Raw genomic sequence first — 14,319 nt, forward strand, 5'->3', positions numbered from 1 at the left:
ACTTTCCTTAAATTTGTTTTTTATACTGAGGATGAAAGAAAGGAGAGTAAGTGTTTTTCTGATATTAGTAAGACATAAGCTTATATTGAAAACACACGTATTCTAAAAGAGGTGTACCAATGCAAATAACTGTTAAACAACTTTCAAAAGCCTACAAAGATAAGACTATTTTAGACAACATCACATTTACAATTGAATCTGGAACAGTTTCTGGTCTATTAGGAGTAAATGGTGCTGGTAAGTCAACTCTGATGAAAATTCTTTTTGGTTTAGTCCAAAAAAGTAGTGGAGAAATTCGATTTGTTGGATCATCCAAAAACAAACATTTATTAGGTGCATTAATCGAAGCACCTGCAATTTATCACAACCTTTCGGCTTTCGATAATCTAAAAACAAAAGCGTTGTTATATGATATTCCTGATTCCAAAATTTTTGAAACCTTAGAAATAATTGGTCTTTCAAACACTGGAAAGAAAAAAGCCGGTAAATTTTCATTAGGTATGAAGCAACGACTTGGGATTGGAATGGCTATTTTAACTGATCCCCAATTTTTAATTCTAGATGAACCTACTAATGGCCTTGATCCTGATGGTATAAATGAATTGCTAAACCTTATTCGTTCCTTGAAAGCAAAAGGGATGACAATTCTGGTTTCCAGTCATCAACTTTTAGAAATTAGTAAGGTTGCTGATCATATTCTTATTCTCGACAAAGGTAAAATTCAATATGATGGTGAAAACAAAAATGTAGATAGTCTTGAGAGACTCTTCTTTAAAATTGTTCATGGGGGTTAGTGATATGCAAAAGATATTCTATTCGGAATTGCTGAAATTACGGCATTTAGGAACGACTAAATTCTTAATCATCATACCATTTTTAACCGTTCTTATAGCCTTTTTAATGGGAGGGTTACAGATTTTTGTTCCTTTCTCGGTTTATTGGTGGGAAGCTATCTTTTTATATCTTGTAAATGGTCTTTTGTTTATAGTTGATAGACGTTTAGAAGACCAGGCTGGGCATTTTCAAAATGTTACAAATGGATATTTCACTTGGAAAATTAGCTTGATGAAAATGGTGCTTATAGGAATGAGGACATTGATTTCTAGTTTATTCTTACTTGCGTTCCTCAGTCTCGTTGCATTTATTTACACAGGTTTTATTCCAATAAATATTCCTAAAACAGCTATTTCCTTAATCTTAATTTGGATGACAACTTTATGGAACATTCCTTTACTTTACCTAATGTCTAAATACATGAGTCAATTCATCCTATTAGCTCTTAATACATTGGTTTGTCTTTTAATAGCACCCTTTATTGCTCAGAGTCCACTTTGGTTCGTTTTCCCCTATACTTATCACTATAAAATAGCTCAATTTTTATTAAATCTTAAACCATCGGGGGATATTATTGTAAATACGAATCATACTAGCATTTTTCAGGTGTTACTTACGATGATGCTATCAATAGTAGTGACATTGCTTTTATCTTTTTCACTGCAAAGGAGACAATTAAATGCTAAGGAGTGAGTTACTTAAATTAAAGAATACTTTCGGTCTTTATCTTATTCTCAGTTTTGCTGTCTTAGAGATTATTACAATTCCAATGTATGTGAGCTTCGTTCCTAATGGTTTTTCTCTAACTAATTTAGCCATATTATCTTTTTTATGCTATCCGCTATTGACATCATTTTTGTCAATTTTAGGGATTGAACAAGAAAAATACGCTAATTATTATCAAGAAATATCGAGTTACCCTAAGCAAAGACGTTTATGGTTGGCTAAACTTTTGATAGTAGACCTAACCCTTAGCCTACCTTCTTTATTTAGTTGGCTTATCATAAACCTCCTTCTTATGAATAGTGTGAATGGATTTGTAGTAAGTCTATCAAGTTGGATGTTAATAGTCTTTCTTAATCATTTTCACTACTTTATACAAGTGAGTCTGAACAGTGTTAGTAATATTATTATCTCTATGGTTGAAATTATTTTTATTATTTTTGCTAGTAATAAAATTTTCTTGTCTATTCACTGGCTTCCTATTGCTTTACCTATCAATAGCCTTATCCTTAATGATTGGAGCCAACTCAATTCCCTACCTTTATGGATTGTTGGGGTGACTTTGTTATTTATTTGTTTTTTGCCAATAAATTCAAAATCTTATTAATAGATTTATCTACTCTACGCCTTGTCAGTTCTCTTCTATAGATGATATGATAAGGGTAACTTTGTACGAAAGGAAAGGTTATGGCTCAGATACTTGTTGTTAATGATCAGGAAGATATTGTTCAATTGGCTGTTAAGGCTTTAGAGCTCCAAAATCATAAGGTGACGGGCCTTACAAGTGTTTTGGATTTAGATAAGAACTCGTTGCCACGGTTTGACTTGATTTTACTGGATATCATGATGCCTGATGTTGATGGTCTCCAGTTTTGTCATGAGATTCGTGATCAGGTGGATTGTCCTATACTCTTTATTACAGCCAAAACGCAAGAGGCTGATATTGTTCAAGGCTTGACTTATGGTGCTGATGATTATATTTGCAAGCCATTTGGGGTTAAAGAACTTCAAGCGCGTGTGGCTGCACACTTGAGACGTGAACATCGTGAGCGCCACCATAAGCTATTAATTGGAAATATTCAGTTTGATTTGTCTGCTCAGGAGCTTTATGTTGAGAATCAGTTGTTAGATTTGACTAAGTCAGAATATGGTATTTGTCAGTTTCTGGCTGAAAATAAAGGCCAAGTCTTTTCCAAAGAACAAATCTACACGCATTTGTACGGCTATGAGGATAAAGGGAGTCCGACAGCAGTGGCCGAACATATCAAAAATATCCGTGCAAAGCTCAAAGATGTTGGGCAAAATCCTATTGAAACAGTCTGGGGGATTGGTTACAAGTGGCACTAATTAAAAAAAGAGAACACTCTCTAAGAACAATCTTGATATCTTATGTCGTCAGTCTTACAGTTCTATCAGCAATCAGTAGCCTGCTTATTTTGTCTTTGTTCAGCTTGTCTTATCGTTTTGGTGTTGTGTTTCCAGCAAATCAGGTAGAAAGTGATTTGTCTGCCGTCAGGAATGAAATTGAAACTTCTAAGGTCTTTAATCCAAATGTCTTGCCTGATGGTACAAGCTATGTCTTCTTGACTAGAGATTTAAAACTTAAAAAGTCTAACATGCCAGTTAACTTGCAAGAAGAATCCTTGCTAGATTACCAATTCAAGAATGCTCACAGTGGCAATTATGGCTATTTTCAGTCTTTTGAACGGTCAGATGGCATAGTCATTGTCAACTATCAGTTATCACCTAGATATCGTAATGAGTGGTTGAACCAGCATTTGCCTAATGCTGATCTATTGATGATTGGCTCAATGATGGTGTCTATCCTACTCATATTTATTACTTTAACTTTTTACTATGCTAGTAAATTGAGTCGAGAGTTGAGACCAATATTGAAGGCAACAAAGAAAATAGCAGAGCAAGACTTGGATTTTCAAACGTCCAAATCTAAAATTACTGAGTTTAACCAGGTTTTAAGTGGTTTGGATCATATGCGAGTAGCACTTCGTGAGTCTTTGATGGAAAATTGGAAGGCAGAGCAAGATAAACAAAATCAGATTTCTGCTCTGACACATGATTTAAAGACACCCCTAACAGTTGCTCGTGGGAATGCAGAACTCTTAGCTATGACGTCCTTAGATGCAGAACAGACGGATTTGTTAGAGCATTTTCAAAAAGGGATTGCACATGTTGATGCTTATGTGAAAGAGTTGTCTGAACTCAACAAAGCGAGTTTGAAGAAAACCTTGACGCTTGAAGAAGTTCCAGTTAAGGAATTTGTTGAAGACATTTACGATCAAACCTTGTCATTAGCACAAACGAAACAAATTAATTTGGTATTTGACAAGAAGGAAATTGAGAAAGAAACCATAGGCAATTGGGACAGGTCCTTGTTGAATCGAGCTTTTATGAATATCATTTCGAATGCGGTAGAGCATACGCCAAGTGGCAGTCAGTTGCTCTTAACTGCTAGGGTAGAAGATGATGAATTCAAGTTTATCTGCCTTGATTCTGGTCCTGGATTTTCCCTTGAATCACTTGAAAAGGCCACTCAGCTCTTTTATCAAGAGGATAAAAGTAGACAGAGCCGTAATCACAGTGGACTTGGTCTGACTATTGCTAATGATGTTATTCGCTTACATCATGCTAGTCTTTCTCTTTCAAATGACAATGGTACGGGCGGTGCTAAAGTGACTATCATTTTACCCCTTTAAATACAGATGACTCCTAGTCGCCAGATGAGGAGTTTTTTGCTATACTACTAAGAGTAAAAATGAAGAAAGATTTGTGGGGACAGGATTTCATCTTGTTCTCGAAGAGGTATTAGTGTCATGTCTCAATCAAAAGCAGATTATATTAACGTGATTGGAGCTGGTTTGGCCGGATCCGAGGCGGCTTATCAGATTGCCAAACGTGGTATTCCAGTAAAACTTTATGAAATGCGTGGGGTTAAAGCAACACCACAGCATAAGACAACAAATTTTGCAGAATTGGTTTGCTCTAACTCTTTCCGTGGAGATAGCTTGACCAATGCTGTAGGGCTTCTTAAGGAAGAAATGCGTCGCTTGGACTCTATCATTATGCGCAATGGAGAAGCTCACCGTGTGCCAGCTGGTGGTGCCATGGCAGTTGACCGTGAAGGTTATGCAGAAGCAGTGACAGCTGAAATTGAAAATCATCCATTAATTGAAGTTATCCGTGAAGAAATCACAGAAATTCCTGATGATGCCATTACAGTTATTGCTTCAGGTCCATTGACTTCGGATGCTTTAGCTGAAAAAATCCATGAACTTAACGGTGGAGATGGCTTCTATTTCTATGATGCCGCTGCACCAATCGTTGATAAAGCGACTATCGACATGAACAAGGTTTACCTTAAGTCACGCTATGACAAGGGTGAAGCAGCTTATCTAAACTGTCCAATGACCAAGGAAGAGTTCATGGCCTTCCACGAGGCCTTGACAACAGCTGAAGAAGCTCCTTTGAATTCCTTTGAAAAAGAAAAATATTTCGAAGGGTGTATGCCTATCGAGGTCATGGCTAAACGTGGTATCAAGACAATGCTCTATGGCCCTATGAAACCTGTTGGTTTGGAGTATCCTGAGGATTACAAAGGGCCACGTGACGGCGATTTCAAGACACCTTATGCAGTTGTTCAGCTTCGTCAGGATAATGCGGCTGGTAGTCTCTATAATATTGTTGGTTTCCAAACCCACCTCAAATGGGGCGAGCAAAAGCGTGTCTTTCAAATGATTCCAGGTCTTGAAAATGCTGGATTTGTGCGTTATGGGGTTATGCACCGCAACTCGTACATGGATTCGCCAAACTTGCTTAAGCAGACTTTCCAATCAAAATCAAACCCTAATTTGTTCTTTGCGGGACAAATGACTGGTGTTGAAGGTTATGTTGAATCAGCTGCCTCAGGTTTAGTTGCAGGAATCAATGCAGCCCGTCTCTTTAAAGGTGAAGATGAAGTTATCTTCCCTCATACAACAGCTATTGGAAGTCTCCCATATTATGTGACGCATGCTGAAAGCAAACATTTCCAACCAATGAATGTTAACTTTGGTATTATCAAAGAGTTGGAAGGGCCACGTATTCGTGACAAGAAAGAGCGTTACGAAAAAATTGCTGAGCGAGCTCTTGAAGATTTACAACCTTTTATTCAAGCTTAGACAATATCAAAATCCCTTACCGAATTCGGTAAGGGATTTTTCAGAATAAGGTTTTGGTCTGCAAAATGATACTTCCTATGGTAAAATGAAAAGAAAACAATGAAGGTTGGGAACATGCAAAAAACATTTTTTATTATTAAACCAGATGCTGTAAAACGACACTTGATGGGACAAGTGATTGATCGTATTGAACGTCGTGGCTTCATTATTGAACGAATGGAAATGTTGACACTTGACGAAGACCGTCTTAAAGAACATTATGCTCAATTGGTTGATAAACCTTTTTTCCCTAGCATTACAGAATTCATGATGAGTGGTCTATCAGTGATTGGTATTATTTCTGGTCCAGGTGTTATCAAGTCATGGCGTGATATGATGGGAGCAACCAATCCAGGCGATGCTGCTCCTGGAACGATTCGTGGAGACTTTGCAACCGCACCAGATGGTGGCATGATTCCAAATATCGTTCATGGCTCTGATTCAGAAGAATCTGCGGCTCGAGAAATTAAGATTTGGTTTGGTGAGTAGGATGGATTTAGCACAAATTCAGTCAGATTTAACCAAGGGTGGACTGTTAATTGATGTCAGGAGTCCAGAAGAGTATGCAGAAGGACATGTTAAGGATGCCCTCTTAATACCTCACACCCAGTTTTTCTCTGCTGACATTCCAGCTGAAAAAGATGCTTCCATTTACCTCTATTGTAAAATGGGCCCTCGTGCAGAATTTGCTGCATCAGTCCTTAAAGAGAGAGGCTATACTAAGGTGACTAATCTAGGTGGCTTGGACGATATGGAAGCATTAGGTTTTGAATTTGAAGAGTAATAGAAATAAGGTCACCTCAAGGTGGTCTTATTTGTTTTCAGAAAAGTTTGATAATTACTTGACAACGTTTTCATAAAGAGGTAGAATTTTAATTGAGTTAAGACAAAGCCTATGAAAAATGACTTTGCCAGAACTTGACTAACTTAGCGTATTCCAATTGAGATAGGGCTTGTAATTAAGCCTGTTACTCAATTGGTAGAGGAGGATTTCGTATGTCAAAAGTTGCTATTGTTACAGGTGCAGGTCAAGGTATTGGTTTTGCGATTGCAAAACGTTTGGTTGAAGATGGTTTTAAAGTCGGAGTATTGGACTACAACGCTGAAACTGCAGAAAAAGCGGTTGCTGAATTGTCAGCAGATAAAGCATTTGCAGTTGTAGCTGATGTATCTAAACAAGCTGAAGTAGCAGCTGCTTTCCAAAAAGTTGTTGATCACTTTGGCGATTTGAATGTTGTTGTTAATAATGCTGGTGTGGCTCCAACAACACCTCTTGATACAATTACTGAAGAACAGTTCCAACGTACATTTAACATCAATGTCGGTGGTGTTATCTGGGGTGCTCAAGCTGCACAAGCACAATTTAAAGCACTCGGTCATGGTGGTAAAATTATCAATGCAACATCTCAAGCTGGTGTCGTTGGTAACCCTAACTTGACTGTATATGGTGGTACTAAATTTGCTGTGCGTGGTATCACTCAAACTTTGGCGCGTGATTTGGCTGATTCAGGCATCACTGTCAATGCTTATGCACCAGGTATCGTTAAGACTCCAATGATGTTTGACATTGCCCACGAAGTTGGTAAAAATGCTGGTAAAGATGATGAATGGGGTATGCAAACTTTTGCTAAAGATATTACCCTCAAACGTTTGTCTGAACCTGAAGACGTAGCAGCAGCAGTTAGCTTCCTTGCTGGACCTGACTCAAACTACATCACAGGTCAAACAATCATCGTTGATGGTGGTATGCAATTCCATTAAGATTGAAAGGGAGAGCGAGAAGCTCTCTTTTTTTGCTTGATATAACATAATATTTCTGATAATATAATCGTAATGATTATGATTTAAGAGGAGTCTTCCTATGTCAGATATTTTACACTATATTGTTGAGCATCCATTTTATTGCCTTATTCTATTAGGAGTTGTTGTACTAGCCTGTGGGTTAGCGCCATTTTCAAGTAGTTCAACAGAAAACAAGCGCTCAGCAATTATTAATAAGCACTACAATGATACTTTTAAGAAATAGGAAGGACTAATGCAGTCAGAAAGCAGATATTAGAGATAGGCAAAAGCCTGTCTTTTTTGTATAATAGAAGGTAACGATTAGTTTTTTTATAATCACAAGTAAGAACTAGGAAAGATAAAAATGCCAAATATTGAAGAATTAAAACAACGACAGGAGAAGATTCGTAACTTCTCTATTATTGCTCATATTGACCACGGTAAATCAACGCTTGCTGACCGCATCTTGGAAAAGACTGAAACAGTGTCAAGTCGTGAGATGCAGGCGCAACTCCTTGATAGCATGGACCTTGAGCGTGAACGTGGAATCACTATTAAACTAAATGCCATTGAGCTTAACTATACAGCTAAAGATGGCGAAACATATATTTTCCACCTAATCGACACACCAGGACACGTGGACTTTACTTATGAGGTGTCACGTTCTCTTGCTGCCTGTGAGGGTGCCATCTTGGTGGTGGATGCAGCTCAAGGGATTGAAGCCCAAACACTTGCCAATGTTTACTTGGCCCTAGATAATGACTTGGAAATCTTACCAGTTATCAATAAAATCGACCTTCCAGCTGCAGATCCTGAACGTGTGCGTACAGAGGTTGAAGATGTTATCGGACTAGATGCTTCTGAAGCTGTGCTTGCATCAGCTAAGGCCGGTATTGGTATCGAAGAGATTCTCGAACAAATCGTTGAGAAAGTGCCTGCACCTCAAGGGGATGTTGAAGCTCCTCTTCAAGCCCTTATCTTTGACTCTGTTTACGATGCTTACCGTGGGGTTATCCTCCAAGTGCGTGTGGTTAACGGAATGGTTAAACCAGGCGATAAGATTCAAATGATGTCCAATGGCAAGACCTTTGATGTTACTGAGGTTGGTATCTTCACACCTAAAGCCGTAGGCCGTGACTACCTTGCGACAGGTGATGTTGGTTATATCGCAGCCTCAATTAAGACCGTTGCGGATACTCGTGTCGGTGATACCGTAACTCTTGCGGATAATCCAGCTGCAGAGCCACTCCATGGCTATAAGCAAATGAACCCAATGGTGTTTGCAGGTCTTTACCCAATTGAGTCAAATAAATATAACGACTTGCGTGAAGCCCTTGAAAAACTCCAGTTGAACGATGCCAGTCTTCAATTTGAGCCTGAAACGTCTCAAGCCCTTGGTTTTGGTTTCCGTTGTGGTTTCTTGGGTCTTCTTCATATGGATGTTATCCAAGAGCGCTTGGAACGTGAGTTTAACATTGACCTCATCATGACAGCACCATCGGTAGTTTACCATGTTAATACTACTGACGGTGAGATGCTTGAAGTGTCTAACCCATCTGAATTCCCAGATCCTACACGCATTGATGCTATCGAAGAGCCTTATGTTAAAGCTCAAATCATGGTTCCTCAAGAATATGTTGGTGCGGTTATGGAGTTGGCACAACGTAAACGTGGTGATTTTGAAACCATGGAATATATCGATGATAATCGTGTTAATGTTATCTATCAGATTCCACTTGCCGAAATCGTCTTTGATTTCTTTGATAAATTGAAATCATCAACACGTGGTTATGCAAGCTTTGACTATGAATTGTCAGAATACCGCCGTTCACAATTGGTGAAAATGGATATTCTCCTTAATGGTGACAAGGTCGATGCCCTTAGCTTCATTGTTCACAAGGAATTTGCCTACGAGCGTGGAAAACTTATCGTTGATAAACTTAAGAAAATCATTCCACGTCAACAATTCGAAGTGCCAATCCAAGCGGCTATCGGTCAAAAAATCGTTGCCCGTACAGATATCAAAGCCCTTCGTAAAAACGTCTTGGCTAAGTGTTACGGTGGTGACGTTTCACGTAAACGTAAACTCCTCGAAAAACAAAAAGCCGGTAAGAAACGTATGAAAGCCATCGGTTCGGTTGAAGTCCCACAAGAAGCCTTCTTGTCAGTGCTTTCAATGGACGAAGATGAGAAATAAAAGTAATAGTCAGAATGTGATGTTCTGGCTATTTTTGTAAAAAAGTTATGATAAAGAAGATTTTAAGATTTCCCTTCTCGAAGCGTGGAAGGATTTATACTGCGACTTTACTCACACTTTTCTTTTTAGGAAATGCTTATGTCAAACATAAATTTCATGAAAAAGCTGTAGAAGAATTACAGATTGCTCTAAAAGCGGATAAGGTAACTGACAATGAGATTTTTGGTAGTCGCCATCAGTATGTTGCTATTAGTCAGGAAGAACCCACTTACTATAATTCTGAAGATAACGTAGCTACTGAGTTGATTGGTAGAAACCATTTTGTTCGCTATTACGATACCATGAGTAGTCTCCATCAAGCTCATTTGGTAGTTTATGATATTAACAAAGATTTTAAAAAGAAAATTATTAATCTGACTCCATATTTGAAGAAAGTCAAAGATTTTAAGGAAATCAAAGAATTGGCTGTGTCTTTAAGAACGATTGATGGTTATGATTATGTTTTCTTGAGGAATACTCGAAGCGACAAGCAATTCGCTTACAATTTGGATACGAACCAATTTTTAACTAGCAATTTACCAGATTATTCTTATAGTGAGGATGAATTGCTTTATTTTGGTGATAAAAGCTCTGCTCGTAATCAGATGAATGATAGCACCATGTGGGGGTATTTAAAGAGAGAAGGAAACTTGGATGAGCTTTTAAGGAAATCACCAGCCCCAAAGGACAGCTATTTATCTGCTCAGCTAAACCTTATCATAGAAATTGATAATGTGGACACTGCCAAAGAGGAGAGTCAGATTAATCTATTTAACGACAATCCTGAAGTCAAGCATATTTACCAAGAAGCTGTAAATCAGACAACAACAAATAGTAATACAATAAAGAAATTTAAAGTATTGACCCGTCAAGGCAAGGAGGGAGATTTTCCAGCTGGTCCAACTGAGCCAGTGAAAAGGAAAGGTCCTGATGAACCAAGTGAACCAAAGAAAGTTCCAGAATTAAATGTTTTTCCTGATTCGATTTTTCCTGTTAAAACTTTAAGTTTCAGTGAGATTCTTAACAAAAAGGCTCAACAAGACTATCAGAAAGACTATCGAGCTTACGAAAAAGCACGTCAAAAAGTTCAAAAGGATTACGATAGGGAATATAATGCCTATAAAAAGCAATTAGCTCAATATGAGACTTATAGAGATAGAGAGTACGAAACACAATCACAAATCTATTTTTCTCCTGAAGAACAAACAAATGATATTTTACATTGGTTAGGGACAAATGGTGAAAATGCGATTGTGGTTTCCGTGGAGGACAGTGCTGGTATTAAGAAAGATATCCATTCTTTTGCTGATATAAAGGATTGGGTGGACAAACATGATTATGATTCCAGTATTAAGTCAGACTTTAGAGACTACAAAGGTGGCGACTAAGTATTCTTGAATGTCTATGTGGCTTCTACAAACCCTACACAAGCATTTTTCTCATCTTTAGGCTATAATAGACAAAAAGGAATGTTGGGAGGGCCACTATGGATATCACGAGTTTTATTCCTAGTCAGCGACAGGCTATTCTGGAGCGTTTTCAGCAAGTGGAGGCCTTGGGATTAGGCGCAGTTCGTATTGAGTTGAAGGTTGCGAATCCTGTTGGCATCATCTATGAGTGCTACATTATGGCAGGGGAGAATTATTTTTCTGATCAAGCAGTGGTGTCCTTCCGTATTCTTTACGAAAAGGACTTGGAACGCATTTCTTTGGATGTCGTTGACATTCCTGGTCGCTCAAGTTTGTCTAATTACCTCCAGTTACTAGAGATTTTTGAAGGCCTGCAAAATTATCTCAATCGAGAGTTTGCTAAGGTAAAAAATACATAAACATCTGATAGCAATCAGGTGTTTCTTTTTGTGCTGGAAGTTCAAAATTTCACAATCTTTTTTTCACAAGATTGTCTGAAAACTGTGCTATAATGATAACAGAATTGTGAAGTGATGAAAGTTTGTGAAAAAACGAGCAGACTTTGACACTTTGTGACTTATACTTGAAAGGAAAGTTGGCTCTACCATTTTAGGGCCAGAAGGACTGTGTTCATGTCAGAAGAAAAGCAATTGTTTGGTGCAGATTTAGTGGTTGATAGTTTAATCAACCATGATGTTGATTATGTCTTTGGGATTCCAGGCGCAAAAATCGATAGAGTTTTTGATACCTTGGAAGATAAGGGACCTGAATTGATAGTTGCCCGTCATGAGCAAAATGCTGCTTTTATGGCTCAAGGTGTTGGACGTATTACAGGGAAACCTGGTGTAGTATTGGTAACATCTGGTCCAGGTGTCTCTAATTTGGCTACTGGTTTGGTAACAGCGACAGATGAAGGAGACCCTGTTCTTGCTATTGGTGGTCAGGTTAAGCGTGCAGATCTCTTGAAACGTGCCCACCAATCAATGAATAATGTTGCCATGCTTGAACCAATTACCAAGTATGCTGCTGAAGTACATGATGCTAACACCCTTTCTGAAACGGTAGCAAATGCCTATCGTCACGCTAAGTCAGGGAAACCAGGTGCAAGCTTTATTTCAATTCCTCAAGACGTGACCGATGCTCCGGTCAGTGTTAAGGCTATTAAGCCTATGACAGATCCAAAACTTGGTTCAGCATCTGTTTCTGATATTAACTATCTCGCACAAGCCATTAAAAATGCAGTGTTGCCAGTCTTTCTTTTGGGGAATGGTGCCTCATCAGAAGCCGTAACTTACTCTATTCGCCAGATTTTGAAGCATGTCAAATTACCAGTTGTTGAAACTTTCCAAGGTGCTGGTATCGTGTCACGAGACCTTGAAGAAGATACTTTCTTTGGTCGTGTAGGTCTTTTCCGTAACCAACCGGGGGACATGTTGCTTAAGAAGTCTGACTTGATTATTGCCATTGGGTATGACCCAATCGAGTATGAAGCACGTAACTGGAATGCTGAAATTTCAGCCCGTATTATTGTCATTGACGTTGAACCTGCTGAGGTGGATACTTACTTCCAGCCAGAACGTGAGTTGATTGGTAATGTTGAAGCAACTTTAGATTTGCTCTTGCCAGCTATTCAAGGTTATAAATTACCTGAAGGATCAGTTGAATACCTTAAAGGGTTGAAGAATAACGTTGTTGAGGATGTTAAGTTTGATCGCCGCCCCGAAGAAGGAAAGGTACATCCGCTAGATTTGATTGAAGTTTTGCAAGACCAAACCAAAGATGATATGACAGTCACCGTTGACGTTGGTAGTCACTATATTTGGATGGCTCGCTATTTCAAATCTTATGAACCACGTCATTTGCTTTTCTCAAATGGGATGCAAACTTTAGGGGTTGCTCTTCCTTGGGCCATTTCTGCAGCTTTGGTTCGTCCTAAGACAAAAGTCATTTCTGTTTCTGGTGACGGTGGTTTCCTCTTCTCAGCACAAGAATTGGAAACGGCAGTTCGTTTGAAATTGCCAATTGTTCATATTATCTGGAATGATGGCCATTACAATATGGTGGAATTCCAAGAAGAAATGAAGTACGGTCGTTCATCTGGGGTTGACTTTGGTCCTGTAGATTTTGTAAAATATGCTGAGAGCTTTGGAGCGAAAGGTTATCGTGCAACAAGTAAAGAAGAATTTGCTAGCTTGCTTCAAGAAGCTTTGGCTCAAGCTATAGATGGACCAGTCCTTATTGATGTTCCAATCGACTATAAAGATAATATTAAACTCGGCGAAACTATTTTGCCAGATGAATTTTACTAAAAAGAGGGTGTAGACATGTCTGAAGCCATAAAATTATTTCAATATAATACTTTGGGAGCCTTGATGGCTGGGCTTTATGGAGGTACTTTAACAGTTGGTGAATTGTTGGAGCATGGAGACTTGGGTCTTGGAACATTAGATTCTATTGATGGGGAATTGATTGTTCTAGATGGTAAAGCTTACCAGGCTAAGGGATCAGAAGGCAAGGTTGAAGTTGTAGAAGTGTCTGCTGATGAAAAGGTTCCTTATGCGGCAGTCGTCCCTCACCAAGCTGAAGTTATCTTCCGTCAACGTTATGAAATGACTGATAAAGAACTTGAGGATCGTATTGAATCTTACTATGATGGGGTTAATCTCTTCCGTTCTATCAAAATTAAGGGTCATTTTAAACACATGCACGTGCGCATGATTCCTAAATCAAATGCGGATATTAAGTTTGCTGATGTTGCCACTCGCCAACCTGAGTACGAGGTAGATGATATTTCAGGTACCATCGTTGGTATTTGGACGCCAGAAATGTTTCACGGTGTGAGTGTTGCTGGTTATCACCTTCATTTTATTTCAGACGACTTGACATTCGGTGGTCACGTTATGGACTTTGTTATTGAAAATGGTATTATCGAAGTTGGACCAGTTGACCAACTCGATCAACGTTTCCCAGTTCAAGACCGTCAGTATCTCTTTGCTAAATTCAATGTCGATGAGATGCGTGAAGATATTACCAAGGCTGAATAAAATATTTTAAAGATATCAATCGATTATAGTTAGAACTTTCCTAGATGATTAGGGAAGTTTTTTTGTTTTTTAAGGTA

General features: G+C 38.6%; 15 protein-coding genes. All 15 read left to right on the forward strand.

The features are described 5' to 3' along the window. Window positions 1-119 precede the first annotated feature (119 nt). Window positions 120-794, forward strand: a complete 675-nt coding sequence (locus ADH51_RS07360) for an ATP-binding cassette domain-containing protein (protein WP_048675647.1) — start codon at window positions 120-122, stop codon at window positions 792-794. Between the two features lie 4 nt (window positions 795-798). After that, complete coding sequence (locus ADH51_RS07365; protein ID WP_065427695.1) at window positions 799-1,527, forward strand: lantibiotic ABC transporter permease; 729 nt, start codon at window positions 799-801, stop codon at window positions 1,525-1,527. Next, window positions 1,514-2,164 carry a nisG gene (locus tag ADH51_RS07370; protein ID WP_048675656.1) on the forward strand — a complete coding sequence of 217 codons (651 nt, stop codon included), beginning with the start codon at window positions 1,514-1,516 and terminating at the stop codon, window positions 2,162-2,164. Before ADH51_RS07365 ends, ADH51_RS07370 begins: the two co-directional genes overlap by 14 nt. Before the next feature lie 80 nt (window positions 2,165-2,244). Further along, window positions 2,245-2,904 carry a response regulator transcription factor gene (locus tag ADH51_RS07375; protein WP_048675659.1) on the forward strand — a complete coding sequence of 220 codons (660 nt, stop codon included), beginning with the start codon at window positions 2,245-2,247 and terminating at the stop codon, window positions 2,902-2,904. Beyond that, window positions 2,895-4,271 carry a HAMP domain-containing sensor histidine kinase gene (locus ADH51_RS07380; RefSeq protein ID WP_152904289.1) on the forward strand — a complete coding sequence of 459 codons (1,377 nt, stop codon included), beginning with the start codon at window positions 2,895-2,897 and terminating at the stop codon, window positions 4,269-4,271. Before ADH51_RS07375 ends, ADH51_RS07380 begins: the two co-directional genes overlap by 10 nt. Window positions 4,272-4,388: 117 nt before the next feature. Further along, a complete protein-coding gene (trmFO, locus tag ADH51_RS07385; RefSeq protein ID WP_048675661.1) occupies window positions 4,389-5,732 on the forward strand; it encodes a methylenetetrahydrofolate--tRNA-(uracil(54)-C(5))-methyltransferase (FADH(2)-oxidizing) TrmFO in 1,344 nt (447 codons plus the stop codon). A 114-nt stretch (window positions 5,733-5,846) separates the two neighbouring features. Further along, window positions 5,847-6,260 (forward strand): nucleoside-diphosphate kinase, encoded by a 414-nt coding sequence (ndk, locus tag ADH51_RS07390; RefSeq protein WP_161800843.1) that lies wholly within the window; start codon window positions 5,847-5,849, stop codon window positions 6,258-6,260. A 1-nt stretch (window position 6,261) separates the two neighbouring features. After that, complete coding sequence (locus ADH51_RS07395) at window positions 6,262-6,555, forward strand: rhodanese-like domain-containing protein (protein WP_048675668.1); 294 nt, start codon at window positions 6,262-6,264, stop codon at window positions 6,553-6,555. Between the two features lie 212 nt (window positions 6,556-6,767). Beyond that, window positions 6,768-7,532: a (S)-acetoin forming diacetyl reductase gene (locus tag ADH51_RS07400; RefSeq protein WP_002883902.1), complete on the forward strand. Its 765-nt coding sequence runs from the start codon at window positions 6,768-6,770 to the stop codon at window positions 7,530-7,532. Between the two features lie 100 nt (window positions 7,533-7,632). Continuing rightward, on the forward strand, window positions 7,633-7,797 hold the full coding sequence (locus tag ADH51_RS10115) for a hypothetical protein (protein ID WP_162837455.1): 165 nt from the start codon (window positions 7,633-7,635) through the stop codon (window positions 7,795-7,797). 120 nt (window positions 7,798-7,917) lie between these two features. After that, complete coding sequence (gene lepA / locus ADH51_RS07405; RefSeq protein ID WP_003092624.1) at window positions 7,918-9,750, forward strand: translation elongation factor 4; 1,833 nt, start codon at window positions 7,918-7,920, stop codon at window positions 9,748-9,750. A gap of 47 nt (window positions 9,751-9,797) precedes the next feature. Further along, window positions 9,798-11,177, forward strand: a complete 1,380-nt coding sequence (locus ADH51_RS07410; RefSeq protein WP_048675671.1) for a hypothetical protein — start codon at window positions 9,798-9,800, stop codon at window positions 11,175-11,177. 98 nt (window positions 11,178-11,275) lie between these two features. Then, window positions 11,276-11,617 carry a hypothetical protein gene (locus ADH51_RS07415; protein ID WP_013990531.1) on the forward strand — a complete coding sequence of 114 codons (342 nt, stop codon included), beginning with the start codon at window positions 11,276-11,278 and terminating at the stop codon, window positions 11,615-11,617. A 213-nt stretch (window positions 11,618-11,830) separates the two neighbouring features. After that, entirely contained in the window at window positions 11,831-13,507 is a 1,677-nt protein-coding gene (gene alsS, locus ADH51_RS07420; protein WP_048675674.1) for an acetolactate synthase AlsS, read from the forward strand. A gap of 15 nt (window positions 13,508-13,522) precedes the next feature. Continuing rightward, window positions 13,523-14,242, forward strand: a complete 720-nt coding sequence (gene budA, locus ADH51_RS07425; protein ID WP_048675677.1) for an acetolactate decarboxylase — start codon at window positions 13,523-13,525, stop codon at window positions 14,240-14,242. The last annotated feature ends 77 nt before the right edge of the window (window positions 14,243-14,319 follow it).

The organism is Streptococcus sp. 449_SSPC (assembly GCF_001073005.1).
Taxonomy (GTDB): Bacteria; Bacillota; Bacilli; order Lactobacillales; family Streptococcaceae; genus Streptococcus; species Streptococcus salivarius_F.

Coding starts and splice junctions, on each gene's coding strand:
- trmFO (WP_048675661.1), top strand. CDS start 4,389: ATGTCTCAATCAAAAGCAGATTATATTAACGTGATTGGAGCTGGTTTG.
- ADH51_RS07375 (WP_048675659.1), top strand. CDS start 2,245: ATGGCTCAGATACTTGTTGTTAATGATCAGGAAGATATTGTTCAATTG.
- ADH51_RS07415 (WP_013990531.1), top strand. CDS start 11,276: ATGGATATCACGAGTTTTATTCCTAGTCAGCGACAGGCTATTCTGGAG.
- ADH51_RS07365 (WP_065427695.1), top strand. CDS start 799: ATGCAAAAGATATTCTATTCGGAATTGCTGAAATTACGGCATTTAGGA.
- ADH51_RS07400 (WP_002883902.1), top strand. CDS start 6,768: ATGTCAAAAGTTGCTATTGTTACAGGTGCAGGTCAAGGTATTGGTTTT.
- budA (WP_048675677.1), top strand. CDS start 13,523: ATGTCTGAAGCCATAAAATTATTTCAATATAATACTTTGGGAGCCTTG.
- ADH51_RS07370 (WP_048675656.1), top strand. CDS start 1,514: ATGCTAAGGAGTGAGTTACTTAAATTAAAGAATACTTTCGGTCTTTAT.
- ADH51_RS10115 (WP_162837455.1), top strand. CDS start 7,633: ATGTCAGATATTTTACACTATATTGTTGAGCATCCATTTTATTGCCTT.
- lepA (WP_003092624.1), top strand. CDS start 7,918: ATGCCAAATATTGAAGAATTAAAACAACGACAGGAGAAGATTCGTAAC.
- alsS (WP_048675674.1), top strand. CDS start 11,831: ATGTCAGAAGAAAAGCAATTGTTTGGTGCAGATTTAGTGGTTGATAGT.
- ndk (WP_161800843.1), top strand. CDS start 5,847: ATGCAAAAAACATTTTTTATTATTAAACCAGATGCTGTAAAACGACAC.
- ADH51_RS07360 (WP_048675647.1), top strand. CDS start 120: ATGCAAATAACTGTTAAACAACTTTCAAAAGCCTACAAAGATAAGACT.
- ADH51_RS07410 (WP_048675671.1), top strand. CDS start 9,798: ATGATAAAGAAGATTTTAAGATTTCCCTTCTCGAAGCGTGGAAGGATT.
- ADH51_RS07395 (WP_048675668.1), top strand. CDS start 6,262: ATGGATTTAGCACAAATTCAGTCAGATTTAACCAAGGGTGGACTGTTA.